We start from the raw sequence: 24,674 nt of genomic DNA on the forward strand, positions 1-24,674 counted from the left end.
CAGGAGATGAGTGAAGAGGAGTGAGGAGTGAGGGAAAGCAACAGTGGTTTGATTGCCCGCTTCTCACTCCGCCCTTTTCCCAACCTCTCCCCGCAAGCAGACCGGCTTTTACTTTTGCTTTTGCCTTCTCTCACTCCTCACTCCTCTTCAGCCACTCCTGCTCCAATGCCTACCCTGCTGATCGCCGATGACCACCCGCTGTTCCGCGAAGCGCTGCGCGGCGCGGTGCAGCGGGTCATTCCCGGGGTGCAGCTGCTGGAGGCCGACAGCGTCGAAGCGCTGTATGCGCTGGCCGAGCAGCATCCCGATGCCGATCTGGTGCTGATGGACCTGAACATGCCCGGCGCGCAGGGGTTCAACGCGCTGGTGCACCTGCGCTCGCTACACCCGCAGTTGCCGATCGTGGTGGTGTCCGCGCGCGAGGAACCGACGGTGATGCGCCGCGCGCTCGACCATGGCGCGTTCGGCTTCATCCCCAAGTCGGCCGATTCGGACACCATCGGCCATGCCCTGGGCACCATCCTCGACGGCGAGCGCTGGGCACCGGCCGAGGCGCACAACGTGCCGCCCACCGACCACGAGGAACGCGAGGTCGGCCAGCGCCTGCGCGAACTCACCCCGCAGCAGTTCCGGGTGCTGCAGATGCTCGGCGCCGGGCGCCTCAACAAGCAGATCGCCTACGACCTGAACGTGTCCGAGGCCACGATCAAGGCGCACGTCACCGCGATCCTGCGCAAGCTCGGCGTCACCAACCGCACCCAGGCGGTGCTGATGGCCGGCAAGCTGGCCATCGACGACGACAGCATCGTGCTGCCGCCGGAAGAAGACTGAGCCCCGCCGCCGCGTCCGTGGTCAGGCCGCCGGCGACAGCCGCGGCGCGGCGTCGCCGTCCACCACGAAGGTTTCCGCCGCCGCCGCCAGCTCCTGCGCCTGCTCGTGCATGGCCAGCGCCGCCTGCGAGGACGCGCGGGCGACGTTGCCGCTCTGGCGGGTGCCGTCGCCGATGCGCCGCAGCAGCCGCTCGACGTCGTCCACCGCGCTGACCTGGCGCGCCGACGCCGCGTCGATGCGCGCCATCGCCACCACCACCTGCTGCACGCGGCCGCCGATGTCCTGCATCGCCTCGCCGCTGCTGTCGACCAGATGGGCGCCGGCCTCGACCTGCTGCAGCGAGGCATCCACCAGCGCGCGGATCTGCTGCGACGCCGCGGCCGAGCGCTGCGCCAGCTGCCGCACTTCGCCGGCGACCACCGCGAAGCCGCGGCCATGGCTGCCGGCGCGCGCGGCTTCCACCGCCGCGTTGAGCGCCAGCAGGTTGGTCTGGAACGACAGGCTGTCGACCGTGGCGACGATCTCGCGGATATGGCGCGAGGACGCGCGCAGCCGCTCCATGCCGGCCACCGCGGCGGTGGTGGCCTCGCGCCCGCGTTCGGCGGCCACGCTCGCGGCTTCGGAGATCTCGGCGCTGTGGCGCGCGCTGTCGGCGTTCTCGCGTGCCTCCCCGGCCACCGAGCGCACGCGCTGCAGCGCGTCGTGCACGTCGTCGACCTGCTGCTGGACCTGCGCGGACAGTTCGCGGGTGCCGCTGGCCATGTCGGCCACCGCCGACTGCACGCTGCCGGCCGACTGCTGGATGCTGGAGACAATGGCCCCGACCTGGCGCATCGCCACCTCCAGCCCCTGCCGCAGCCGCGCGTAGATGCCGTCGCCATCGTCGCGCATGCGTGCGCTCAGGTCACCACGGGCGAAGTGGCCGATCACCCGCGTGGCATCGCCGACCTGGGTCTGCACGCTGTCCAGCAGCGCGTTGATGCGCCCGGCCAGCTCCCGCACGAAGCCCTGCTTGTCGGCCAGTTCGATGCGCCCTTGCAGGTCGCCGGCCGCGGCCGCGGCCACGACCGCCGCGACTTCGTGGGCGATTACCCGCTCCAGGCGCCGGTCCTGCCATTCCATCACCAGCCCCAGCACCCGCGCCTGTTCCAGCACCGGGCTGGCGCGCAGCAGGAAGCCGGTGTTGCCCAGCTCGACCTCGGCATCGACCGTAGCGCCCTCCCCGCGGGCCCGCGCCAGCACCGCGGCCACCTCGGTGCCGAGTGCAGCCACGTCGGCGCCGGTATCCACCGCGGCATCGACGCCCGCCTCGGCGAAGGTCTGGCGCAGGGCATCGTTGGCGTACACCACGCGTCCGTCGCCATCGGTGACCAGCACCGCGGCGCGCGCCACGTCCAGCGCCTGGCGCACGCGTTGGTTGGCCAGCGCGGCCACACGCTCGCTGGCGATGCGTTCGCGCAGGCTGGCCTGCATCTGCATCAGCGCGGTGGCGAGGCGGCCGATCTCGTCATGCCGGTTGCGCACCACCAGGGTGCCGTCCAGGTGGTCGTCGGCGATCGCCCCGGCGAACGCCGCGGCCGCGGCCAGCGGCCGGTCGATGGCACGCAGCAGCAGCACCAGCAGCGTCACCAGCAGCGCGCCGACGATCAGCACGGTGGCGGCGAAGGCGGCGTTCATCCAGTTGCGCGCGGCGGCCTGCCCGGCCTGCTGCGCCTGCAGCGCGCTGCGCTGGTCGCGCTGCAGGCGCAGGATCACCGGGTCCACCTGCGCGGCATAGTCGTCCAGCGCCTGGGTCTCGCTGTCCACGCCGAAGCGCGCCGCCGCATAGGACAGGAATGCCCCCTGGTAGCGCTGCATCGCCTCGCGCACCTGCGCGCGCACCGGCTCGGGCATGCGCGCGCGCTGCAGCAGCAGTTCGAACGGCATCGCTTCGGCGCCCAGTTCGTCGGCGTACTTCTGGTCGCGGCGCAGGATGAAGTCCTTCTCGTGGCGGCGCATGCTCAGCATCGACACCTGCAGCTCCGGTTCGCGGTATTCGCCGATCAGGTTCTCCACGGTATGCACCGCGGCGCGCAGTTCGCCCTGCATGCCGCTGTCGGCATCGTGGCCGAGCTCGCCGATGCGCTCGTCCAGCAGCCGCGCCGATTCCAGGTAGGCCTGCAGCGCGGTGGCCAGCCCGGGCGGCCACGGTTCGGCGCCAGGCACCGGCGCCAATGCCTGGCCCAGCTGCGCACGCGCCTTGCCGAACGCCTGCCCGGCGGTGGTCGAGAACGACATGGCATACTCGGCCTGCGCGCGCCGCGCTTCGGCGAAGGCACGCGCCAGGTTCTCCAGCCGCGCCGCGTCCTGCTGGTAGCGTTGCAGGCGCTGATCGGCGGCACGGGTGCCAGCGCTGAGCCAGGCATAGGCCGAACCGATCACGGCCAGGCCGACCACCAGGGCCAACAGGCTCAACCGCAGCTTCTGGGCGATTCCAAGCGGGAACTTCATTGCACGACTCCGGGCGTGGGGACGCCTCTGGATCGGCCGCTGCCGCGCTTTCTTTAGGACGTCCGGCGAGCGCAGGCGCGCCGCGGGCGGCGCGCGGCGCAATGAGGCCAGCGCCTGATGACAGGCGCATGTCAGCGGCCGCAGGCGAGGGCCGCGGGCGCCACGGCGGCGTGCTAGAATCCGCGCTCCCTTGGGGAGTAGCCTGCTTCCAGCGTCTGGAAGCGCACGCGTCAACACACTCGACCATTGCGTCGTGGCGCGTGCGACCGGTTCCACGGTTGGCGAGACCAACGGCATGCGAGCGCAACGTCAGGTCGGGCGCGCCGCGTGCCGTCCGTGTCCGCCCGGCCAGGAAAACCCGATGTCCCCACTTTCCATCCTCCTGATCGGCTTCGCCATGTCCACCGACGCCTTCGCCGCCGCGATCGGCAAGGGGGCGGCGATGCGCCGGCCGCGCCTGCCCGACGCACTGCGCGCCGGCCTGATCTTCGGCGTGATCGAAGCCATCACCCCGCTGCTGGGCTGGTTGCTGGGCCGTGCCACCTCGCAGTACGTGGAAGCGTTCGACCACTGGATCGCCTTCGTCCTGCTCGGCGCGCTGGGCGTGCACATGATCGTGGCCGGGCTGCGCCCGGATGCCGAGGAGGAAACCCAGGACGCCGGCGACAACCGCCACCACCGCTTCTGGACGCTGGCCGCCACCGGCCTGGCCACCAGCATCGACGCGGCCGCGGTCGGCGTGAGCCTGGCCTTCCTGGACGTGCATATCGGCGTGGTGGCGCTGGTCATCGGCCTGTGCACGCTGGTCATGGTGACCCTGGGCATCATGCTCGGGCGCGTGCTCGGCGCACTGGTCGGCAAGCGCGCCGAGATCGTCGGCGGCGTGATCCTGATCGTCATCGGCGCCAGCATCCTGTACGAACACCTGCACGGCGCGGCCTGACACGCAGGTGCGGGGCCCGCCCCGCACGGGGTTTCCCGGTGAAGCCCCATGCGCGGCAAGCGGCGCATCTACGCAAGCGGCACGGCCGGCAATTACCGGTTCGCCCGGCGCCGACGAGGTTCTACCGCCAGGCAGCGAGGAACCACGTAGGTGCGGGGCTCGCCCCGCACGGGTTTTCCCGGTGAAGCCCCGTGCGCGGCAAGCGGCGCATCCACGCAAGCGGTGCGGCCGGCAATCACCGGTGCGCCCGGCGCCGACGAGGTTCTACCGCCGGGCAACGAGGAACCACGTAGGTGCGGGGCTCGCCCCGCACGGGTTTTCCCGGTGAGGCCCCATGCGCGGCAAGCGGCGCATCCACGCAAGCGGCACGGCCGGCAATCGCCGGTGCGCCCGGCGCCGACGAGGTTCTACCGCCGGGCAACGAGGAACCACGTAGGTGCGGGGCTCGCCCCGCACAGGCTTTCCCGGTGAGGCCCATGCGCGGCAAGCAGCGCATCTACGCAAGCGGTGCGGCCGGCAATCACCGGTTCGCCCGGCGCCGACGAGGTTCTACCGCCAGGCAGCAACGAAGCTCCACGTAGGTGCGGGGCTCGCCCCGCACGGGTTTTCCCGGTGAAGCCGCATGCGCGGCAAGCAGCGCATCTACATGAAGCGGCGCGGCCGGCAGTCGCCGGCGCAACCGGCTTCCACGAGGCCCTACCGCCAGGCGGTCAGGAAGGCGCGCAGCGAGGCCGGCTTCACCGGCTTGGTCAGCACCCGGTAGCCGCGCTCGCGCGCCATCCGCTTCAACTCGTCGCGGCCGTCGGCGGTGAGCAGCGCGCCGGGCAGCGGCCGGCCGGCGGCGGCGCGCAGTGCGACCAGCGCGTCGAGCCCGTCCATGCGGTCGTGCAGGTGGTAGTCCACCAGCATCACGTCGGGGTGCTCGGCGATCTTCCGCAGCGCGATGTCCACGGTGCTGGCGGCGATCACCTCCACCTTCCAGCGGCCGAGCAGCGCGCGCATGCCGTCGAGGATTTCCTGGTCGTTGTCCACGCACAGCACGCGCAGGCCGGCCAGCGCCTCGTCGCCGCCAAACCCCGGCATGGCGCGCGGCGGCGGCGCCACCGCCGGGGTCGGTACCCGCGGCAGGGTGATGGAGAACATGCTGCCGCGGCCGGGCTGGCTGCGCGCATCCAGGCCATGGCCCAGCAGGCGTGAAATGCGCTGGCAGATCGACAGGCCCAGGCCCAGCCCCTGCTCGCCCCAGTCGAACGGCTGCTGGTAGCGGTGGAACTCGTTGAAGATCTGCTGCATGTGGTGCTCGGGAATGCCCGGGCCGGTATCCCACACCTGCAGTTCGACCTGGCCACCGCGCACCCGCAGCGCCAGCACGATGCGCCCGCTGCGGGTGTAGCGCAGCGCGTTGGCCATGAAGTTCTGCAGCACCCGGCGCAGCAGCCGGCGGTCGCTGCGCACCCACGCCGGGCGCGCGAACACGTGCAGCCGCAGCCCGCGCCCGGCCGCCACCGGGGTGTACTGCGCGGCCAGCTCGCGCACCAGCACCGCGGCATCGAAATCGGTGAGGGTCGGGCGCAGCCCGCCGGCATCCAGCCGCGACACGTCGAGCAGGCCGTCGAGCAGCTCCTCGGCCGCGCGCAGCGAGGCATCCACGCGCTCGGCGAGATGGCGTTGTTCGTCGTTCTCGTGCAGGCCGTCGCGCAGCGCCGAGGCGAACAGCCGCGCGGCGTTCAGTGGCTGCAGCACGTCGTGGCTGATCGCGGCCAGGAAGCGGGTCTTGGACTGCTGCGCCGCCTCGGCCGCCTGCGAGCGCTCGGCCACGCGCTGTTCCAGGGTCTCGTTGGCCTCCAGCAGCGCCTGCTCGGCGCGCTTGAAGTCGCTGATGTCGTTGTAGCTGGTGACGTAGCCGCCGCCGGGCAGGGCCTGGCCGCGCAGTTCGATCACCTTGCCGTCGGCGCCGGTGCGCTCGAACACGTGCGGCGTGCCGGCGCGCATGTGGCCGATGCGGCGGTTGATCTGCACCTCGATGTCGCCTTCGCCCAATTCGCCGCGCTCGGCGTTGTAGCGGATCAGGTCGGCGACCGGGCGGCCCACGTAGAGCATGCCGTCGGGGTAGCCGAACATCTGCTGGTAGCGGCGGTTCCACGCGGTCAGGCGCATGTCCGGATCGACCACGCTGACCCCGGCGCTGATGTTCTCCAGGGTGGTCGACAGGATCTCGCGGTTGAAGCGCAGCTCCTGCCCGGCCTCGTCCAGCACCGCGACCACTTCGCCCAGGTCCATGCCCGAGCCGCGCAGCAGGCTGGTCAGCAGCAGGCGCGCCGAGGCGGCGCCGATCGACGCGGCCAGCAGGCGTTCGGTGAACTGCACCCAGGCGCGGTCGGCTGCGGCGGCCGGCTGGAACTCGCGCTGCAGCGCCTGCGCCTGCTCGACGAAGGCGCGCCGCGCACGCACGTCGCCGACCACCCGCGTGGCCAGCGCCAGCAGGTCGCGCACCTTGACGTGCGCCGGCCAGTCGCCGGCCACCGCCGGGCGCCGCGCATACGGCTCCAGGAACGGCGCCACGCGCAGCCGTTCGGCCACCCCCGGGCGCCAGCGCATCGACACCAGCAGCATGGTCGCGGCATTGAGCAGCAGCGACCAGAAGGTGCCATGGGTCAGCGGGTCCCAGCCGCGCAGGCCGAACAGCTGTTCCGGGCGCAGCCAGTCGATGCCGAACGGGCCGTGCTCGACCAGCGCCACGTCGAGCCAGCCACCGTGGCTGAGCGCCGGCAGCAGCAGCGTGTAGACCCACAGCGCGAAGCCCACCGCCATGCCGGCGCCGACGCCGCGGCGGCTGGCGCCGCGCCAGTACAGCCCGCCGATCAGGCCCGGCGCGAACTGCGCCACCGCGGCGAAGGCCATCAGCCCGTAAGTGGCGAGCATGGTGTCGTTGTTGCTGCCGCGGTAATAGCCGTACGCCACCAGCGCCAGCAGCAGGATCGCCAAGCGGCGGATCCACAGCACCCGCGAGGCGACGTCGGCGGCCTCGCGGTGGTCGCCGCTGCGGCGCAGCAGCAGCGGCATCACCAGATCGTTGCTGATCATGGTCGCCAGCGCGATCGAGGACACGATCACCATGCCGGTCGCCGCGGAGAAGCCACCGACGTAGGCCACCAGCGCCAGCGCGGTGTTGCCGGTGCTCATCGGCAGCGCCAGCACCAGCGCGTCGTCGACCACCCCGCCGCTGCCGAGCAGCGCGTTGCCGGCCACCGCGATCGGCACGATCATCAGCGAGATCAGCACCAGGTAGCCGCCGAACAGCCAGCGCGCGCGGCGCACGTCGCCGACGTCGCCACACTCCACCACCGCCACGTGGAACTGGCGCGGCAGGCAGATCAGCGCCAGGAAGCTGAGCAGGGTCTGCGAGACGAAACCCACCGGCGGCGTGCCTTCGAACAGGGTCCGCGCCGAGGCCACCACCGCGGTGCCGCGGTCGGACAGCCAGACGTAGGCGAACACCCCGACCGCCACCATCGCCAGCAGCTTGATCATCGACTCCAGCGCGATGGCCAGCATCATGCCGTGGTGGTGTTCGGTGGCGTCCACCTGGCGGGTGCCGAACAGGGTGGCGAACAGTGCCATCAGCAGCGCCACGTACAGCGCCGGATCGGTGAGCACGCCGCCACCGCCGCTGTCGCCGGTGAGCACCCGCAGGCTCATCGCCACCGCCTTGTACTGCAGCGCCAGGTACGGCACCACGCCGATCAGCGCGATCACCGCCACCAGCGCGGCCAGGCGCCGCGAACGGCCATAGCGGGAGGAAATGAAATCGGCGATGGAGACCACGTTCTCGCTGCGCGCGATCAGCGCCAGCCGCTCGATGATGCGCCAGCCGAACAGCAGCAGCAGCAGCGGCCCCAGGTAGATCGGCAGGTAGCCGATGCCGTAGCGCACCGCGGTGCCGACCGCGCCGTAGAAGGTCCACGACGAGCAGTACACCGCCAGTGCCAGGCTGTAGACCACCGGCCGCAGCCACGGCCGGTCCGGATACATCGGCCGATGGTCGCCCCACCACGCCACGCCGAACAGCAGCGCGGCATAGCCGAGCGAGACCAGCAGCAGGATCCAGCTTGAGACCAAGGACGAGTTTCCGGACGGGCCGTGCCGCAGTGTAGCCGCTGCCAGGCCCGCACCGCGGCGGCCACCCGGCGCCGGTCAGCAGGGCAGCGCTTCGCCGCCCCCGGCCGCGGGCACCGGCCCGGCGGGCAGCGGCCGCGCCGGCAGGTACAGGTGGAACCGGGTGCCTTCGCCCGGGGCACTGTCCACTTCGATGCGGCCGTCGGCCGCGGCGACCAGGTTGCCGGCCACCGCCAGGCCCAGGCCGGTGCCCTGGCCGCTGGGCTTGGTGGTGAAGAACGGCTCCATGCAGCGCTGCCGCACTTCCTCGCTCATGCCATGGCCGCTGTCGCTCACCTCGATGCGCAGTTCGTTGCCCGGCTCCGGGCAGCACAGCGCCAGCCGGAAGGTGCCGCCGTCGGGCATCGCCTGCTGGGCATTGGCGGCCAGGCTCAACAGCACCAGTTCCAGCTGCGCCGGATCGAAATGGATCTGGCACTGCACCCGGCCGGTATCCAGTTCGAACACCGTGCGCGCGTCGAACAACTGGCGCAGCATCGGCTCCATCGTGGCGATGGTCGGGGCCGCGTCCAGCAGCTGCGGCCGGGCCACGTCCTGGCGGCTGAAGTCCAGCAGCCGGCGGGTCACCGCGCCGGCGCGCCGCGCCGCCGACTCCACGCCCTGCAGCGCCGCCTTCAGCTCGGCCGGATCGTCGCTGCGGCGGCCCTTGCCGGCGTAGCCCATGATCAGCGCCAGCAGATGGTTGAAATCATGCGCCACGCCGCTGGCCAGCCGGCCCACGTTCTCGATCTTCAGCGCATGCACCAGCTGCTCGCGCGAGCGTTCCTTTTCCTGCATCTCCAGCTGCAGCGCGTCGCGCTTGCGCGCCAGGTCGGCGCCGCGGCGCTGGGCGATGCGCAGATTGTGGCGCAGCGCGGACAGTGACTGGTCCAGGACGAAGGCGACCACCACCGTGCCGAACCCGGACAGCGTCAGGTCGCGCAGCACCAGCTCCACGCGCGAGGGCAGGTAGAAGCCGGCGGCCGCGTCCTGCCACGCGCCCAGCGCCAGCAGCGCGCCCAGCCAGGCGGTCGCCAGCCACAGCGCGCGACGCCCCAGCAGCGCACCGGCCAGCAGTACCGGCAGCAGCTGCAGCAGTTGCCCGTGCATCTGCGCGCGCAGGCCCCAGTAACCGTAGGCCACCGAGGTCAGCACCAGGTTGAGCACCACGAACGCCATTGCCGACAGGTGCAGGCGCCGGCGCCGCAGCAGTTCCAGCGAAACCAGGCAGGTGAGCATGCCGGCCACGCCCAGCACCTGCGCCAGCGTGCTGGCCGCCGGTCCCTCCCATAGCAGGAGCAGCAACTGGTAGCCGGCCACGGCCAGCAGCAGGCGCAGCAGCATGGACATGGCGCGTGCCTCGGTGGCATCGACCACCGCCGGCGCGCGCGGCGCGTCGCTGGCACGCGTGCGCCGGGATGACTCGGCCGGATCCCCGGGCCGGGTAGTGCGGGAAAGCATCGGGCGGAATCCCCGGCGCGGCGGGCGGCCACGCGGCAAATGGATGGGTCGCCGCCATATTACGGGCCCGCCGGCGGCAATGTGCCGGCGCGGCGCGGACGCGGCGCCGGATGGCCGCCCGGCGGCGCCCGGCATGCGGGCAGTACGGCTATATTACCGGCGTCCGTCGCGCGATCTGCCGCGCCGCCAGCCGGCCGGACGCTCCCCCGCCTGGAACCACCGGACGCCATGCCCCGACCGCTTCGTGCCACCCGATTCCGCCGCCTGATGCCATGGGCGGTGCTGGCGACGGTCGTGGCCGGCCCCGCAGGCGCCCAGACCGTGGAAGCCGATGCACGGCTGATGGACCAGGTGGCACGCTGCCACGCGACGGTGCACGGCGCCCCGCGCGAGGCGCTGGCAATCGCCACCCGGCTGCTGGCCACGCCGGCGCTGCCCGTGGTGGTCGAAATCGGCGCCGAAGGGTGCCGCGGCTTCGCCAGCCAACTGCTGGGCCAGGGCGACGCCAGCCTGGAATCGGCCGCGCGCCTGCAGGCACTGCTGCGGACACCGGGGCTACCGGCCTTCGAACGCGGCCGTGCGCTGCAGATGGCCGCCACCCTGCTGCAGCGCAATGGCCAGACCACGGAAGGCCTGCAGCTGCTCGAATCGATGCTCGAGCGCGGCATCGCCGAGGGCGACGTGGGCAGCCAGATCACCGCGCTGACCGGCATCGCCCTGATCCGCGGCGAGCAGATGGACGACCCCGAAGGCGCGCTGCACTACCTGCAGCAGGCGCTGGCGCTGTCCGACCACCTGCGCCGGCCGCCGCTGCCGCAGGACGTGATGCTGCACTACAACCATGGCTACACGCTGCTGCGGCTCAAGCGCCATGACGAGGCGGAGCGGGCGTTCGCCCGCGCCGAATCCATCGCCGGGCGCGTGTCCAGCCAGGACGTGATGCTGCACCGGATCCGCGGCCACCGGGCCGAAATCCAGCATGCCCGCGGCCGCCTGGAGGCGGCCAGGGCGCAGTTCCTCGCGATCCTGCCGTGGCAGGCGAAGAACGACCCGCTCGGGCAGATCGTCACCCTGCAGCGGCTGGCACGGATCGCGCTCGAGCAGCAGCAGCCGCGGCAGGCGCGGGAGCTGGGCGAACAGGCGCTGGCGCTGGCCGAAACCGGCAAGTTCCCCGAAGCAACCCGCGACAGCCTGGACATTCTGGCCGAAACCAGCGTGGCACTCGGCGATACCGCCCAGGCGCGCGACTACCTGCGCCAGGCCAGGCAGATCGACCAGGCACGGATGAAGGGCGACGACCTCAACCGGCTGGCGAGGCTGCAGGCCACCGCCGAGAAGGCGCTGGACCCGGCCCGCATCAACGCCGTCCAGGAAGCCAGCCGCGACCGCCTGCTGCGCAATGCCGCACTGGCGGCGGCGCTGATCCTGCTGCTGGGCGGCGGCGCCCTGTACCTGCGCATGCGCCGCCAGCAGCGGCAGCTGCGCAGGCTCGGCACCATCGACGCGCTCACCGGGCTGCCGAACCGGCGCGAGGCGCAGCGCCTGCTGGACGCCGCCATGTCAGCGCGCACCGGCGAGGCGCGCAGCGCCGTGCTGTTGCTGGAGATCGACGGCTTCAAGGCGCTCAACGACCTGCATGGCCATGCCGCCGGCGACCTGCTGCTGCGCGCGGTGGCCGAGGAACTGGTCCGCGGCAGCGACCAGCACGACCACGTGGCGCGCTGGGGCGGGGCCACGTTCGTGGTGATCCGCGCCAACACGTCGCAGGCCGCGGCGTTCGCACTGGCCGCGCACCTGTGCCGCCGCATCGAACGGCTGCAGGTGGATGTCGCCCCGGGCCAGTGCCTGACCCCCAGCCTGTCCGCCGGCGTGGCCCCGCATCCGCTGTTCCCGGGCGCCACCGCGAACCAGACCGACACCCTGCGCGCGGTCAGCCGGGCGCTGCAGGTGGCGCGCCGCAGCGGCGTCGGCACCTGGGCCGGGTTGTGGGGCCTGGCCGACGGTCGCACGGTCGACCTCTACAGCATCCTGCGCGATCCCGAGCACGCGCTGGCACAGGGCTGGATCGCGATCGGCGGCGGCCGGCCGATGTCGTGGGCACCACCGCGCGAGCTTGCCGCCGCGCCGGCGCGCGACGAAAACCGCGGCCCCAACCGGATGTCCCATCTGCCCTGAACACGGCATCCGCCGGCCACGCGCACCCGGCAACCGATGCAGACCGCGGCCTTTCACCTGGCGCGTGCGCTCACCGGGCCAGTTCGAAGCGCACTTCGACCCGGCGGTTGGGCAGCAGGCATTCCAGCAGCGCGGCACGCGGCGTGACGCCGTCGCACTGCTGCACCTGCTGGGTATCGCCACGGTATTCGTAGCGGATCCGGTCGGCAGCGATGCCGCGGCCGATCAGCAGCTCGCGCACCGTCTGCGCGCGCCGCTGCGACAGGCCCTGGTTGTAGTCGAAGCCCCTGCCCTGCATGCGGTCGGCGTGCCCGACCAGGGTGACCCCGGCCAGTTCGCGCTTCTCGCCGGCGAGGGTGGCCAGCGCGCGGTCGATGCTCTCCAGCGAGTAGCCGCGGATGTCCTTGCGGCCGTCGCGGTCGAACTCGAACAGCACGTTGGCGATCAGCGGGCCCGGCGTGGCCGCCGGCGCGGCGGCCGGCGCCACGGCGCACTGGCGTGCCAGCGCCTCGGCGTCGTTGACCAGGTCTTCGGCGATCTGGATGTACGGCTTGGAGTGGCGCCACTGCTGCTGGTTGAACTCGTTGCCGGCGTGCACCAGCTCGACCTCGCCGCAGGCCACGGCCTGCTGTGCGCAGCTGAAGCCCGGGGTACCGTGGATCGCCTTCAGGCGCTGCCACAGGTCGTCGCGCAGGTACCGGGCGTTGTTGACCAGGGGCGTATCGGTGGGAAGCGGCGAGACGCCGTTCTCCATGGCCACGATCAGCTTCTCCGACTCGGTCAGCGCGTCCTGCGGGAACGCGCTGCGGTCGTTGCGGGTGTATTCGTGGAACGACACGTCCAGCCAGCATTGCGCCTTGGCCATGCCGTAGTCGCGTACCGGGCGGCCGGCGTCGTTGAGCGCCTGGATGCGGCCCTGGGTGGCTTCGTAGCCCTGCAGGTCGGCATGGATGGCTTCGTCGGTGATGCGCTTTTCCTGCGGGTTGAGCCGGGTCTGCTGGGCGCCGGCGCTGCCGGCCACGATGGACAGGAGGGCGGCGGACAGCAGCGCGCGGGACAGGGTGGAACGGGTATGCGGAGATTTCATCGGGTCGTCCTCAGCGGGCCGGGTCGCGGTAGCGCACCGGGTCACGGCGGAAAAGGTCTTCATCGAACTTGAAGCGCAGGCGCAGGAACGCGCCCTGCTGGGTGTACTCGTAGCCGTTGAGGTCGCGGTCGCCCTCGAAGCCGGTCCAGTTGTAACCGGCCGACAGCCACAGGTTCTGCCGCAGCAGGCGGCCCACTTCCACGCCATAGGCGTACTGGTTGCTGCCAGATTGGCCACGGAAGGTGGAGCCAAGCACGCCGATGTCCCAGTTCTCGGTGATGTCGTAGACGATGCGGCCGGACAACAGCAGCGCACGGAAGCTGCTGTTGACGCGGGCACCGTCGGCAAGGGCGAACTGGTCGCGCTGCCACTTGCCGGCCACGCGCCCGGTGAGCCACCACGGCCGCGACGGATGCCAGTCGGCATGCGAGGAGACGATATGGGCGCGGGTGCGCACGTCCTGGCTGGTGCCGTTGACCGCCTGGCCGTCGAGCAGGGTCAGCCCGCTTTCGTCGCGCTCGAGCTTGTACTCGTAGCGCATCAGCGCATTGACCCGGTTGCGGTCGGTGTCGCGGTAGGCCAGGCCCAGCTGGAAGCGGTCCTGCAGGACGTCGCCGCGTTCCTTGTAGTTGGTCGCCAGCAGGTAGTTGCGGCCCAGCAGGGTCCAGTCGCGGCTGAGCTTGCGCGCCAGCATGAACTGCAGCAGCGTGGTGTCGAACGCCTCGTTGGCCTCGGTGTGCACCACGTCCTCGGAGATGCGGTGCTCCACGCGCACCGCGCCACGCCACAGCGGGTTGGCGCTGTAATCCAGCGCCAGCGCCAGGCCGGTACTGTCGCCGGTATCGCCGGCGATCACGTTTACGCGCTCGGCCGAGCTGCTCAGGCGCAGGCCTTCGCGGATGTCCCAGTTGTTGCGGATGCCCGAGGCGGCCTGCACGTCGCGGCCGCTGATCGCATCACGCAGCCGGTATTCGCTGAACGCCTGGGTGTCGCGCAGGTAGCTGCTGTCCACGCCGAACACCAGCGCATCGGCCTGGCGGTCGGTGGTGGTGATGCCGTAGGCGCTGGTCAGGCCGGTCTGCTTCTCGTAGCGGCCATACAGGCGGCTGCGCTCGAACACCTGGTAGTCGACGCCGGCGGCGACGCGGTGGCGGTCCTCGCCGCTGACGCTCTGCTCGACCTCGGCGCCGCCGCTGAACTTCTCGCTGAAGCGGTAGCCCAGGCCGATGCGGGCGCTGTCCGATTCCAGCCTAGTGCCGATCGGCAGGTCACTGGTGATGGGGCTGCCGGACGACGGGCCGTTGATGACCATCAGGCCGGTAGCCGGGTCCAGCGCCTGCTGGCCGTAGCCCAGCGCGCCGCCGCCGGCACCGGTGGCGAAGCCGCCGGTCAGGCCGCCGGTCTGCCCGAACGGCGCGCCCATCGACCACGGCGAGGTCACCCCGATGGTCTCGCGGATGCTGCGCAGGCCGACGTCCAGGGTCAGCCGTTCGGTGGCGCCCACGCGCACGCCGGCGCCGCCGGCATCGCGCTTGCCGCCATCGGGATTGCGGTCCTCGCTGCGCAGGCCTTCGACATACAGCTCCAGGCGCGGTCCGACCGCGTAGCCCAGCCGCGCGTTGTACTCGCCGCGGCCGCCATACAGCGGCGACGCCGGGTTGTTGAACGCCGGGTCGGTGCGGGCGGCGAACAGGCGCGCATCGAACCGGTCGCCGTCATGCGCGAACTCCACGCGCCAGGCATCGCCTTCGACCTCGCCCACCACGTCCTTCAGGCCCTGCGAGGTGAACTGGTTGAGCGAACTGGTATTGACCTCGCTGTGGGTGCGCGCGAACTCGGCCACCAGCATCGTGTTCTCGCCGAAGCGGTAGGCGGCGTTGGCGCTGCCCATGCGGAACTCGGCGTACGGGTTGCGGTCTTCCACCGCCGAGGCGCCCACCTCCAGCCGGTCGGTCAGCTTGAACTGGCCGTCGGCGCCGAACACCCAGAACTTCTCGGTCTGCTGGTCCAGCTCGTAGGTGATGCGCAGCGACACCGGGTTGAGGTCGCTGTCGAAGGACGGCATGAACTGGTTGAGCAGGATGCGTCCGGAGAACGGCTCGAAGCTGTAGTCGACGAGCCTGGCCAAGGGGCGGACCGAGACGATGCGGGTGGGCTGGTTGCGGTCGCGCACGATCACTTCCACCCGCTCGCTGCCTTCCAGCACCGCGTTGTTGCGCAGCGCGTACGGGCCACTGCCCTGGCTGCGGAACTCCTCGATGACCTGGCGCAGCGAGTCCTCGATGGCGAACACGTTGCCGCGCGCGCGCGCGCTTTCGAAATGCCAGCCCAGGCCGGTGGCGGTGCGGTTGTAGGTGCCCAGGCTGCGCTGCGGGATCGGCCCGCTGCCGCCGATGCCGGTGCTCGTGGCCAGCGTGTCGCCGGTCTGGAAATCGCCGTACAGCAGGTAGCTGCGCTTGTTGTCGATGCGCACGTACAGGCGCTCGGCCGAGCGCGCGTCGAAACCGCGCAGCGACGCATCGCCATACACCGGGTAGAACTCTTCGGGCTGGATGTCGCGCAGCAGGCGGCCGCGCACGTCCTTGTCCGAGTCGTAGGCGGCGGTGAGCAGGTACTCGCCCTTGATCCGGCCCTTGACGAAGAACGCGGTGCGCGCGGCGGCATTGGCCTTGCCGTTGTTGAACTGCTTCTCCCAGCGGCGGATGTCGCGGTCGAAGGCGTCGTGGTGCTGCACCGGCGAGATCAGCCCGGCGTTGGACTTGTTGCGGAAGTTGACGATGCCTTCGATCAGGCCGGTGGCCAGCAGCTCGCGCATTTCCGGCAGGAAGCCGATCACGCCCTCGGCGGCCTGGCCGCCGGCGGTGATGCGCAGCACCACGTCCTGCGGCTCGTGCGGGGCCAGCAGGTCGAACTCGGCCACGCCGTCGCGCACCACCAGCTGCACGCCGGGGGTGACCTTGTCGGCATCGGCGGCGCCGGGGCCGAACTCGTCGGTGCGCGAGCCCGGCAGGCGGATGCGGCCGCCGCTGTGCTCGATGGTGGCGTAGGCGGTACCGGACAGCGGCCTGCCCTGCCCGTCGAGCAGCTGCACGCGCACATGCACCGGCGTCTGCCCGTCGGCGGGCACGCCGTCACGATCGACCTCGACGCGGACCCGATCCACGCCGCCGTTGCGGCTGTAGTCCAGCGCGCCCGGACGGGCGGCGACCACTTCCGGCGCCGCGTCCACGCTCGCCGGCGAGCGCGGGTACAGGGTCGAGGCGTCGCCCAGCACCGGGGTGAAACGGGTGCTGCTGCCCACGTTCTGGGCCAGGGCCGGGGTTGCGGCCGTGGCCAGCGCGCAGGCCAGCAGGCTCAGGCGCGGCATCGCGCGCACGCGACGGCGGCTCATGGCTGCACCTCCTGCGAAGCCGATGCGGTGGGCGGGTTGGGTCTGGGTTCCACGATCGGTCTCTGGTTGGCCGAATCCGTGGCCTGCTGCGGCGCACGGACGGGTTTGCTTTCGAAACGCAGCGGCGACTGGCCCGGCTCGCTCTCCGGTGCGCGCACTTCGCCCTGGGTACGGCGCGCCTTGACCTGCTCCAGCAGCGGGTTGGCGCAGCTGCCCTCGATGAAGTCGGCGCGGTGCAGCTCACCGTTCTTCAGGTCCAGGAACAGGCTGTCGGCGTCGCCCAGGTTGCGGTTGCTGCTGGTGGTCAGGCGCGAGCCGACCGGCAGGGTCGACGCATCGACCTTCAGCGTGTGGCTGTTCGGCGGCAGCCCGCAGTAGCTGTACTTGCCTTCCGAATCGGACACCAGCCAGGTGCCGTCGGAGAAGTACAGGCGCACCCCGGGGATGCCCAGTTCTTCCTGGTCCTGCACGTGGTTGTTGTTGCAGTCCACGAACACCTTGCCCAGCACGCAGGCCTCGTCGGTGAACACGCCGCCGGTGACGCGCACGCGGTACTGGGCGTGGTTGGACGGGGTCGAGCCCGGCAGCGGGTTCAGGCCCACCGGGTCGATGCAGCCGCCGGCAATGGAGCAGCCGTGCGCCTGCGCGCGGTTGATGCCGTCGCCCTGCAGCGCGCCCACGCCGATGCGCGCGCGGTAGGTCAGCAGCAGCTGGCCGCCGGCGGCGATCGGGCCCAGGTCGAAGCCCAGGCGCGGCCCCGGCCTGCCCAGCGGTTCGTCCAGCGCACGGCCGTCGACGCGGGCGCTGCCGTCGAGGTAGGTGAAGCCACGCGGCAGCACGTCGACGATGTTCACCGTGCGCGCGGCGCTGCCGGACACGTGGCGCACCTCGATGGTGTACTGCACGGTGTCGCCGATCTCGGCCATGGCGCGGTCGCCGCGCTTGCTGATCACCAGTTGCGTGTCTTCCGGCGCGTCCTGCACCTCGTTCGGCACCCGGCACAGGTTCTGGCTGATCTGCGGGTCACACAGGTCGAGCTGGCCGGGGGTTTCCTCGAACTGCTTCCACTGCTCGTCGGAGGGCTTGCGCTGCGGATCCTCGCCGCCGCCGGACACGATCACCGCGTTGTTCACGGTGCCCTGGCCCACGGCTTCCGGCAGCACGTCCACCGGCACCTTGATCGCGCCCGGATGGCTCGCGCCGGCAGCCAGTTCGCGCGCGCTGGCGCATGCGAAGCGGCGCTCGCCCACGCTGCCGGTACAGGCCCAGCCGTCACCGGCGGGCAGGCCCGACAGCACGATGCCGGCCGGCAGGTGTTCGCTGACCACGTACTCGGCGTCGGTGGCGCGCTCGCCGATGTTGCGCACCCGGATCAGGTAGCTGGCCGGCTGGCCCACGGTGAACACGGCGCTGTCGGCGGCCTTGCTGACCACCACGTCCGGCCATGCCTTCACCAGTTCGCTCGGCAGGCGGCAGGCGTTGTGCACCACCTCGGCCCCGCACACCGGCAGGATGCCGACGTCGCCGCCTTCCAGCGCCTGCGCTTCTTCCGGCGTCGGGCGGTGCGATTCCGGCTCGCCGCCGCCGGCGACCAGCACCGCATTGTTGACGGTGCCGGCGCTGGCATCGGCGCCCACCCGCACCGGCGCGCTGAGGGTCGCGGCCGAGGTCTGCCCGGCGGCCAGCACGGTGCTGCTGCGGCAGCTGAAGCGGGTGTCGCCGGCACTGCCGGTGCAGCTCCAGCCGTCGCCCGTGGGGACAGCGGCCAGGGTCACGCCCTGCGGCAGGCGGTCGACCACCTCGTACTCGCCGCTGGTCGCGGCCAGGCCGGCATTGCGCACCACGAGGCGGTAGCTCGCGGTGCCGCCGGTGACCAGGGTCGCCGGCTCCACCGACTTGCTGACCCGCAGGTCGGGCACGTCGGTGTTGAGCTCGCCGAAGTTGTTGGACTGCGAGTGGATGCCCGGCTCCAGCGTCAGCCCGCTGATCACCGAGACCGGCTCGCTCTTCGGCGTGCCGTCGCCACCGGTGGTTCCCGGCACCGTCTGCCCGCTCTGCGTCTGCGGCGGCTGGTTGGGCTGGGTCAGCTTGTAGCGGCCCGGGCGCAGGTCGGGGAAGTAGTAGCGGCCGTCACCGTCGGTGACCGCGGTCACGCGGACCGGGTTGCCGAGGTCGTCCACGCCTTCCAGCACGATCTCCTGGCCGGGGATGCCGGTTTCACCGGCGTCAACGCGCCCGTTGTCGTTGTCGTCGTACCAGACCTGGCCGGCGATGGATGCCGGCGGGATCTCGCCGAAGTTGTTGGCCACCGAGTTCTCGTTGGCGCCCAGCACGATGCCGCTGATCGCCGACGGCGTGGTCGCCACCGCGGTGGCGTCGCCGCCATGGCTGCCGGCGCGGGTACGGCCATTGAAGGTGCCGGCCGGCTGTTCCGGCTCGGTCACGGTGTAGGTGCCCGGCGCCAGCCCGTCGAACAGGTAGTCGCCGTTTTCGTCGGTCCGCACCTCGGCCACCACGGGCATACCCTGGGCGTCGGTGCCGGTCAGGCGCACGGTGACGCCGGCAATGCCGGTCTCGCCGACGGAGATGACGCCATCGTTGTTGCGGTCCAGCCACACCCGCCCGGCGATCGAGCCGTTCATCGGGATCTCGCCGAAGTTGTTCTGCACCGCGTGCTGGTTCTCGCCCAGCACGATGTTGCCGATCGCCGACGGCGTGGTGGCCTTGCCGGTCGCGGTGGCGCCGGCCAGCGGCACGCCGCCGATGTTGCCCGCCACGGTCTTGCCATTGAGCGTCAGCGGCGGCTGGTTCGGCTCGGTGAGCGCATAGGTGCCCGCCGGCAGGTCGGCGAACAGGTAGCTGCCGTCGGTGCCGGTGGTGGTGGTCCGGGTGATCGCGTTGCCGTTGACGTCGGTACCGGTCAGTTCGACCGTGACTCCGGCGATGCCCTGCTCGCCCACGTCGATGACGCCATTGTCGTTGCCGTCCAGCCATACCCGGCCGGCGACGGTGCTGCGGGTCGGGATCTCGGCGAACAGGTTCTCCAGCGACTTCTGGCCCGGGGCCACGGTGATGGCGGCGATCTGCGACGGGGTGGTGTTCACCCCGGTCGCGGTGCCGGTGGTGATGCCGCCGACGGTGCCGGCGGTGGTGATGCCGTTGGCGGTGCCGGCCGGCTGGTTCGGCTGGTGCAGGGTGTAGGTGCCCGGCAGCAGCTGGGTGAACGAGAACGTGCCGTCGTTGGCGGTGGTCGTGGTGGTGACCACGGTACCGCCGGCATCGCGCAGCTCGATGGTCTGGCCACCGATGCCGCCGTCGCTGCCGTTCTGCACGCCGTCGTTGTCGTAATCCATGAACACGCGGCCGTGGATCTCGGCGCCTTCCTGCTCGCCGAAGTCGTAGTTCTCGCCGTTGCCGGTGAGCCGGATGCCGCTGATGCGGTCGGTGGTGGGCGCGTCGCCGGCCACGCCGGTCTGCGCGCTGCCGGCGCTGCAGCCGGCGCCACCGCAGGTGCCGGGCTTGACCGCGCTGGGGCGGTTGAGGTGGCCGGCCGGCAGTACTTCGCGCACGGCATAGGTCCTGGCCGGGTCCAGGCCCACGAACTTGTAGAAGCCGTTGGCATCGGTCAGCGCGGTACCGGTCGGGCCGGTGACGGGCACGTAGTCGCCGCCGACCAGCTCCAGCAGTTCCAGGGTGGCGCCGGCGATGGGCTCGTCGGTACCCGGGTCGCGCACGTCGTTGACGTTCTTGTCCAGGAACACGTGGCCGGACAGCGTGTACAGCGTGACCTCGGGGAAGTCGAACTGCACGCCCTGGCCGCCGCTGCCCAGCACCACGCCGCTGATGACGCCACCGCTGGCGACGATGCCGGCGCTGCCCTTGTCGGTCACGCCGGTGCTGGCGCCGTTGCGCACGCTGCGCGCGCTGTTGGGCTGCGGCATGCCGTTGTTGTAGCCGCCGGACACGGTGCCCTGGTCCTGGCTGAGGGTGTAACCGGCGGCATCGGACGGCGCCAGGCCGTTGAACGCATAGTCGCCGTTGGCGTCGGTGGTGACGGTGACGTCGATCGCGTTGCCGTACACATCGGTGCCGGTCAGGCGCACGCTGACATTGGCCAGGCCGGTGTCGCCGGCGTCGGTGTCACCGTTGTTGTTCTGGTCCAGGAACACGCGGCCGGCGATGCTGGCGTTGCGCACCTGCACCGGGCCGTCCTGCTCGTTGTTGTTGGGGTTGCTGTCCTTGGCCAGGTCCTCGTTGGCCGCGTCCTTGCCCGGCTGCACGGCCGCGTGGTTGTCCACGTCGGTCAGCCACGGCCCGGCGTACACGCCCGCCTTGGGACGCGCATGCAGGGTCAGGGTGTAGCCGCTGCCCGCCGGGAAGTTGCCGTTGACGTGGCAGGTCACCTGCTGCACCGGGGTCGCGGCGGTGACGCTGGCCACGCCGTTGGAGACGTAGCAGACGTCGGCCGCGTCCGGCGCCGGCGGGCCGGGCTGCACGGCCAGGGTGCCGCCGGCCGCGGCCAGTGTGGCGCCACCGGTGGCGCTGCCCACGCCCGGGGCGGTGCCGGGAATCCACTCGAAGCCGGACGGCAGCGTATCCACCACGCGCATCTGGGTGGAGGTGGAAATGCCGTTGTTGCGCAGCACGATCTGCCACGGCACGGCCTGGCCAACGTCGGCCGGCGAGACCATGGCGGTCTTGCTCACCACTTCCAGGTCGGTGCTCGGGAACAGCACGTTGTTGATCGCGGCCAGGTTGTTGCCGGCCTGCAGCGGATCGGCGGTGCACTTGCCGGAGGATTCGTAACTGTTGGTCTCGTCGGCGCAGACGTGCACGGCATTGCCGAAGATCACCGGCGCGGTGGACACGCCGGTGGGCCGGAACACCAGCTCGAAGTTGACTTCCTCGTTCACGTCCAGGGTGCCGAACGTACACACGGTCGCGGCGTTCGGCGCCGCCTGGGTGCAGGCAACGGTCTTGCTGGCCAGGCTGTAGCCGGCGCTTGCCGCGGCGGCGTTCAGGTTCTGCGGCGTGCCCTGCAGCGCCAGGGTGAACCCGGACGGCACGGTCAGGGTGTCGGTCATTTCGATGTTTTCGGCGATCGACGGGCCGGCGTTGCGGATGCTGAAGCGGTAGCGCAGGTCGTCGCCGGCGCGGAACTCGCTCTGCCCGGCCGGGAACACCGGCACCTTGCCCTGCTGCAGGTCGAACGACGGCACGGTGACGTCGAACACGGCCGAGGCGGTGTTGTTCGCCAGCGCGTTGGCGTCGCCGCAGGCATTCGAGTTGGCCACGCCATCGGCGCGGTATTCGCACATGTTGTCCAGGTGGACCTGGGCGGTGTTGGTGACGTTCTCGTACAGCTTGTCGCCCAGTGCACCGGTGTAGCTCGGCGGCTTCTTGACGCGCGCGCGCACGGTGACCGTCTGCACCTCATGGCGGGAGATGCTCGTGACGTTGACGCAGGAGATGGAACCGCTGGCCAGGTTGCTGGCCGCGCAGCTCATCTTGGCCACGTCGGCCGGCTTGACTTCCAGCACCTCGAAGGCCGGGGTGGACAACGTCGCCGCGCCGGTGAACAGGCTGTCGGTGATGCGGAAATTGCCGGCGGCGATGTGGTCCTGGCCCTGGTTGCGGGCGACCAGGGTGAACAGCACGGTCTCGCCCACCGATGCCATCGGGTTGTTGCCGCCGCTGGCCGGGATGCTGGTCGTCACCGTCTTGCTGGCCATGGCCACGTCGGCCCGCGGCAGCACCCGCACCCGCGCGGTATCGCTCATCACGTTGCCGCCGGACAGGTCCTTCAGGAACGCATTGGGCGAATCCAGCGTGGCGGTGTTGTCCAGCTGGCCGGTGGGCGCACCCAACGGGCGCGACAGCGTGGCGGTGACCACGATGGTGGCGCCGGCCGGCACGTTGTTGAAACTGCAGACCTGCTCGGTGGTATTGCCGGATTCAATGGTACTGCCGCCCTGGCCGTACGAGTTCGGATTGCCGGGGATACTGGCGAGGCAGCTGTGCGTCGCGCCCGCGGCCTGGCTCAGGTCGTAGTTGAAGCTGATGTTCGGCGTGACATAGGTCGGTGCCGCGGCGGCGGCACGCATCAGGCCGCGATAGATGTCCTTCACCTGCAGGGTCGGGATCGTCGCCTGCGCCGCGGCGGTGGTGATGGTCATCCGCCAGTGCATGTCGTTGTCGGCGGCGGCCAGGGTCGGCGCGTCGGCGACGTCGTCGTGCCAGGTGGTGCCGTCCACCGAGGATTCCTTGCGGATGCCCACCCGCACGTCTTCCAGGGTGGTGCCGATACCGTTGGCGGACTGGCAGTCCTGGCCGTTGGTGCCGTTCTCGGCGATGCCACCGGTCGCGCCGGCCTCGTCGGGGTCGGCCGGCTGCGGGCCGTTGCCCGCGTTCAGCCCCAGCAGGCGCAGCACCTCGCTGCCGGTGCAGGCGATGTTGGTCAGCGTCACCGGGTTCGGCCCCAGGGTCGCGGCGTCGGCGATGGTGTGGGCGAAGCTGAAGGAACGCGACTGGCCGACGTTCATGGTGCCGGGGCCGGGCAGCTCGCACGAGACCTGCGTCGTCTGCGCGGGGTTGACGCCATCGGCTCGCGGCGAGGCCGGGGTGACGGTGCACACCCAGCCGTTGGTGGCGGTGACCGAGGCATTGGTGATTTCGCGCGGATCCAGCCAGTCCACCACGCGCAGCGGCTGCGAGGGGCTCCAGCTGACCGTTTCCGGCCCCCGGTTGGTGACGGTCAGGGTGGTGTTGATGGTCTGTCCCGGTGCCACCTTGGCCGGCTTGCTCTTGGTCAGCCCCAGGTCGGCCGCCGACGGCGCCATCCAGTAACGGACGGTGGCGCTGTTGTTGTTCGGCTGGCCGTCGTCCTGGCCGGGCGGCAGGGTCAGCACGGCGGGCAGGTACTCGCCGGTGCGGCGCACGTTGTCCAGGGTCACCGGGATCACGAACGGTGCGGACTGCCCCACGTTCAACGTGCCCGCGGTGCAGCTGACCTTGGTGCCGTTCCAGGTCCCGGTCTGGGTGCCGCCGCTCACCGGCGGGGCGATGGTCAGGCTGCTGGCCGGCGTGGATGTACAACCGGCTGGCAGCGTGCCGAGGGTGAAGCCGGCCGGAACGATGGTCTCCACCACGGCACCGGCGGCCGACACCATGGGCCCGTTGTTGGTCACACCCAGGGTGATGGTCTGGTTGCTCAGGCCCGCCGAGGGCGAGGCCGAGCTGTTGCTGAGCGTGGTGGCGATGGTCGCCACCAGGTCGGTGGCCGGCTCGGTGTTGTAGTTGAGGCTGGCGCTGTTGTTGCCCGCGGCCAGGTCGATGTAGAGCGTATTGGCGGAGCTGATCGACGCCGTGTTGACGAAGCTGCCGTAGCTGCGGGTGGTGCCACTGACCTCGATCCAGCTGCTGTTGAGCTGCGCGGTGCTGATCGCCGAGCCGCCGGCGGTATAGGTACAGGTCAGCACGCGGCTGCTGTTGGCCGTGGCCACCGTGGTGCATGCCGGCGTCAGCGGACCGCCGAAGGTGATTGCCGTGACCACGAAACCGGTGGCCGCGCTGCCGGGCAGGTTGTCGGTGATGACGATGCTGCCGCCCACCGGCACGTTGTTGCCGCCGGCGGCGATGTTCGGCGTCAGCCGGAAGGTGCTGTTGCCACCGGTCAGCGGGCTGCCGCTCGCCGGCACGGTCATGGCCTTGCCGACGGTGAGGTCGCCGGCGTTGCGCACGTTGCCGGAGAACGCGGCGGACGGGCCCGAGGTGCCGGTGGCGGTCAGGTTGAAGCCACCGGCGGTCACGCCGCGCACCGGGAAGCTCACCGTGCCGCTGCTGCCGGCGGTGGTCGAACACACCATGTTCGGCGCGGTGTAGGTGCAGCCGGCCGGGGGCGCGGGCGGGTTGGCGCCGAGCTGGGCGGGGATGACGACGGTGACGGTGTCACCGCCCGCGCTGGTACGCGTCCAGTCGACGGTGACGTTCACGTCCTGGCCGATGCCGATGTCCGCGGCCGTGGTCACCTGGGTCGCGGTAACGGCGGCGTTGGCCGCCGGCGCCATGAAGCCGACCGCGGCCAACAGACCGGCGAGCTTCATCGCGCGGACGGCAGATCCATTTGCGTGCGCGCGCGAAGA

9 protein-coding genes are annotated in these 24,674 nt (G+C 71.2%); 3 read left to right on the plus strand and 6 right to left on the minus strand.

Annotated features, from left to right (window positions below):
* The first annotated feature begins 165 nt into the window (after nt 1–165).
* Nucleotides 166–831: a DNA-binding response regulator gene (locus tag B1L07_15680; protein AUZ56279.1), complete on the plus strand. Its 666-nt coding sequence runs from the start codon at nt 166–168 to the stop codon at nt 829–831.
* A 21-nt stretch (nt 832–852) separates the two neighbouring features.
* On the opposite strand, the gene B1L07_15685 is transcribed toward B1L07_15680, so the two are convergent.
* Nucleotides 853–3,321 (minus strand): hypothetical protein, encoded by a 2,469-nt coding sequence (locus B1L07_15685; protein AUZ56280.1) that lies wholly within the window; start codon nt 3,319–3,321, stop codon nt 853–855.
* Nucleotides 3,322–3,682: 361 nt separating this feature from the next.
* Between B1L07_15685 and B1L07_15690 the strand changes: the two genes are divergently transcribed.
* Nucleotides 3,683–4,264 carry a hypothetical protein gene (locus tag B1L07_15690; protein AUZ56281.1) on the plus strand — a complete coding sequence of 194 codons (582 nt, stop codon included), beginning with the start codon at nt 3,683–3,685 and terminating at the stop codon, nt 4,262–4,264.
* 696 nt (nt 4,265–4,960) lie between these two features.
* On the opposite strand, the gene B1L07_15695 is transcribed toward B1L07_15690, so the two are convergent.
* Nucleotides 4,961–8,383 carry a hybrid sensor histidine kinase/response regulator gene (locus B1L07_15695; GenBank protein AUZ56282.1) on the minus strand — a complete coding sequence of 1,141 codons (3,423 nt, stop codon included), beginning with the start codon at nt 8,381–8,383 and terminating at the stop codon, nt 4,961–4,963.
* A gap of 75 nt (nt 8,384–8,458) precedes the next feature.
* Complete coding sequence (locus B1L07_15700; GenBank protein AUZ56283.1) at nt 8,459–9,880, minus strand: hypothetical protein; 1,422 nt, start codon at nt 9,878–9,880, stop codon at nt 8,459–8,461.
* A gap of 267 nt (nt 9,881–10,147) precedes the next feature.
* Here B1L07_15700 and B1L07_15705 point away from each other — a divergent pair, with 267 nt between their 5' ends.
* On the plus strand, nt 10,148–12,055 hold the full coding sequence (locus B1L07_15705; protein ID AUZ56284.1) for a hypothetical protein: 1,908 nt from the start codon (nt 10,148–10,150) through the stop codon (nt 12,053–12,055).
* Between the two features lie 70 nt (nt 12,056–12,125).
* Here B1L07_15705 and B1L07_15710 read toward each other — a convergent pair whose 3' ends face one another.
* The 3 genes from B1L07_15710 to B1L07_15720 are packed head-to-tail and all read right to left on the minus strand — an operon-like array spanning nt 12,126 to nt 24,635.
* Nucleotides 12,126–13,142 (minus strand): hypothetical protein, encoded by a 1,017-nt coding sequence (locus tag B1L07_15710; GenBank protein AUZ56285.1) that lies wholly within the window; start codon nt 13,140–13,142, stop codon nt 12,126–12,128.
* A 10-nt stretch (nt 13,143–13,152) separates the two neighbouring features.
* On the minus strand, nt 13,153–16,533 hold the full coding sequence (locus tag B1L07_15715; protein ID AUZ56286.1) for a hypothetical protein: 3,381 nt from the start codon (nt 16,531–16,533) through the stop codon (nt 13,153–13,155).
* Nucleotides 16,530–24,635: a hypothetical protein gene (locus B1L07_15720; protein ID AUZ56287.1), complete on the minus strand. Its 8,106-nt coding sequence runs from the start codon at nt 24,633–24,635 to the stop codon at nt 16,530–16,532. Before B1L07_15720 ends, B1L07_15715 begins: the two co-directional genes overlap by 4 nt.
* Between the last annotated feature and the right edge of the window lie 39 nt (nt 24,636–24,674).

Origin of the sequence: Stenotrophomonas acidaminiphila (assembly GCA_002951995.1) — a bacterium.
GTDB lineage: Bacteria > Pseudomonadota > Gammaproteobacteria > Xanthomonadales > Xanthomonadaceae > Stenotrophomonas > Stenotrophomonas acidaminiphila_A.

Excerpts from the sequence above, each read along its gene's own strand:
- B1L07_15680 (AUZ56279.1), top strand. The coding sequence starts at position 166 with ATGCCTACCCTGCTGATCGCCGATGACCACCCGCTGTTCCGCGAAGCG.
- B1L07_15685 (AUZ56280.1), bottom strand. The coding sequence starts at position 3,321 with ATGAAGTTCCCGCTTGGAATCGCCCAGAAGCTGCGGTTGAGCCTGTTG.
- B1L07_15690 (AUZ56281.1), top strand. The coding sequence starts at position 3,683 with ATGTCCCCACTTTCCATCCTCCTGATCGGCTTCGCCATGTCCACCGAC.
- B1L07_15700 (AUZ56283.1), bottom strand. The coding sequence starts at position 9,880 with ATGCTTTCCCGCACTACCCGGCCCGGGGATCCGGCCGAGTCATCCCGG.
- B1L07_15705 (AUZ56284.1), top strand. The coding sequence starts at position 10,148 with ATGCCATGGGCGGTGCTGGCGACGGTCGTGGCCGGCCCCGCAGGCGCC.
- B1L07_15710 (AUZ56285.1), bottom strand. The coding sequence starts at position 13,142 with ATGAAATCTCCGCATACCCGTTCCACCCTGTCCCGCGCGCTGCTGTCC.
- B1L07_15715 (AUZ56286.1), bottom strand. The coding sequence starts at position 16,533 with ATGAGCCGCCGTCGCGTGCGCGCGATGCCGCGCCTGAGCCTGCTGGCC.
- B1L07_15720 (AUZ56287.1), bottom strand. The coding sequence starts at position 24,635 with ATGAAGCTCGCCGGTCTGTTGGCCGCGGTCGGCTTCATGGCGCCGGCG.